General features: G+C 35.4%; 2 protein-coding genes. One reads left to right on the top strand and one right to left on the bottom strand.

From position 1 onward, the window contains the following. Positions 1-146 precede the first annotated feature (146 nt). On the bottom strand, positions 147-770 hold the full coding sequence (locus QZ995_RS23545) for a class I SAM-dependent methyltransferase (RefSeq protein WP_301812364.1): 624 nt from the start codon (positions 768-770) through the stop codon (positions 147-149). A 774-nt stretch (positions 771-1,544) separates the two neighbouring features. Here QZ995_RS23545 and QZ995_RS23540 point away from each other — a divergent pair. Further along, on the top strand, positions 1,545-2,151 hold a 607-nt coding region (locus QZ995_RS23540; protein ID WP_301812363.1), incomplete at its 3' end, for a PA14 domain-containing protein.

Raw genomic sequence — 2,151 nt, 5'->3', positions numbered from 1 at the left:
GCCCTTTACCTTTCGGTAGAGGGCTTTCTTTTGTAAAAATAGATTTGTGGAACACCTGCTCTGTAACTACTTCGAAATGTCGTAGCGTCATTTTCATAAAGCTATCTGACCAAATAGTAGCTTTCCCTCTGTAAAAAGGAATGAGCTCAGTTTATCTTTTGCAGGGTAATTTTTCTGTACATATCCCTAAATAATATCGGGATATCTCCTTGTACTATGATCTGATCATTGTACGGCTTAACAATTACTTCAAAGTTACGTCCAATATCAGTGCCGAATAAAGAGATAACTGGACGGAGCAGTCTTTTCTTTAAAGAGAGCTTTTTATTTTTAGATTCAAATTTATCAAAAATGATGATCGTACCAGACTCTTTGGTTACCCGTATAATCTCTTTCATACATTGATTTGCATCAGGAACAACAGAAAGAATAAGGTTGGCTACAACCATATCAAATGATTGGTCAGAGAATGCTAAGTGTTGGGCATCCATTTCTAAAAATTGAATATTCATTTTTTTGTTTGTTTTTTCTTTGGCTCGGGAAAGCATTGAAGGAGATATATCAATGGCAGTTATTTGAATTCCCTGTTCAGTAAAAAAGCACAAGTCAGCTCCTGTACCGATACCAACAAATAGAATATGTTGCTTTTTGTGTAAGACGAGGTCTTTAAATACCTTTTTTCTTGCTTTCAGAAAGATACCGGAGTTAAAAAAAACGTCATAAAAAGGTGCACTTACTTTATAAATGATTTTGTTCCATAAGTTGTTCATATCTCACCTCTATATTCAAACGTTTATTTGATTGTTTTAATTATAGGATATAATTAATATTCAAACAATCGTTATATTGATTAAAGTGAGGTCAAAATGAAGAAGGGTCGCTGATTGTGCCGGTTTGGGAGTTAATGGGGTAGCTCAGAAAAAGTAATCTCGATTATATAGATTCTTAGATCATTCTAATAAATTTATATCCTGGATTATGTGATAGCAGATGATATTTTTACTTCACAATCGAACTTTAGAACATTGGAGATTGATAGAGTAGGTAGATTCCTACGTATGCAATGATTTCTGACCATTATTCTGGTTTATCAAAAAGAGGGGATAATTGTATCGAGTTATAGCACATTACCGTTATACACTGGTTCCTACATGGCTCAAATGTATTGCGCAACCCTAGCATATAAATATCAAAGGGGGGCCAACCCGCATACTAACAAAGGGTTACCAACTCCCAGCTTTCAAAGCAACAGAACAGCGAAATAAACGAACGTCTTTGATCGGTGTTCATTCGATTGTGCCTGTCATTAATCTTCCACCCAGCGCAAAACGATCTGGTGATTCGCATACGTTGTGTCGAAATCACAAGTATAAATGGTTTGTAAATAGCAGAAAGTTGCTTTGATTAAGGAACTTTCTGCTATTTAATGAACAAAAAAACGAATGATAAAGTATTGTTATAAAAAATAATGGAATTTATTCCAAGTATAAAATTGGTAAGATTTCATTACATCTACACATTACATCTAGAAAAGAGTTGATACGATGAAGTTACCTAAAATGTATAAGTGTTTATTAGCTACCGCACTCCTGGGTTCATTCACCTCCTATCCAGAACTATCACATGCGGCTTCAAGCGAGAAAGAAATAATTAACGACCAAGACGCGAATTTTAAAGGCTTATTGGGCTACTATTTCAATGATAAAGAGTTAAAAGAAACCGCACTGATTTCAAATTCTGAATCTGGAGATTTATACATAGACAGCGATCAACTAGATGAAATGTTGCCTGAGGAATTGCAACAGTTTCAATCTGCCATGTGGAAAGGATTTATTAAGGTAGAAGAATCAGGTGAATATACGTTCTCCACGTCTGATAATGACCACACCGTGCTATGGATTGATGATCAACAAGTCATCGATCACTCCTCCGCTACGCAAAAAATCGAACTAGAAAAAGGGAAGCTTTATAAAGTAAAAATGACTTATCAGCCAGAATCCTCTTCTGCTGACGAATTTGGCTTACAGCTTACATGGATTACTCCAAACGGAACGGAAGAAATTATTCCAGAGGGAAATCTGCTGCTTCCTGACATAAAAAATCAACCAGAGAATGAATCTGGCAGAAAAAAAAGAAGTATTTCAGCTTCTG

The organism is Brevibacillus laterosporus (genome assembly GCF_030489605.1).
Classification (GTDB): domain Bacteria; phylum Bacillota; class Bacilli; order Brevibacillales; family Brevibacillaceae; genus Brevibacillus_B; species Brevibacillus_B laterosporus_E.
The sequence above is the reverse complement of the archived record's forward strand: the minus strand, read 5'-3'. Positions and strand labels throughout refer to the sequence as shown.